The 260-nt window shown below is 38.5% G+C and carries 1 protein-coding gene; it reads right to left on the reverse strand.

Translation table 11 applies throughout. The annotated features are described in order from the left end of the window. Positions 1–259: hypothetical protein (locus FE392_RS23135; protein ID WP_500692721.1), on the reverse strand; the 259-nt coding region annotated here is incomplete at its 3' end. Position 260 lies beyond the last annotated feature (1 nt).

The following is a 260-nucleotide window of genomic DNA, read 5'->3' on the forward strand; positions in this document are numbered from 1 at the left end:
TAATTTGCTCTTCCGTTACCCCTAACGATTCTGGACCAGAGAAAATTTTCATTACTTCTGGATCATCCGTTGGGATTGTTTTCGGATCAATACCACTTAAATCTTGTAACATACGAATAACGGTCGGATCATCGTGTCCTAGTATATCAAGTTTCAATAAATTATCATGAATCGAGTGGAAGTCAAAATGCGTTGTTCTCCACTCAGCACCAATTGAATCAGCAGGAAACTGTATTGGGGAGAAATCAAAGATATCCATG

This window comes from Xenorhabdus santafensis, assembly GCF_033949405.1.
Lineage (GTDB): Bacteria > Pseudomonadota > Gammaproteobacteria > Enterobacterales > Enterobacteriaceae > Xenorhabdus > Xenorhabdus santafensis.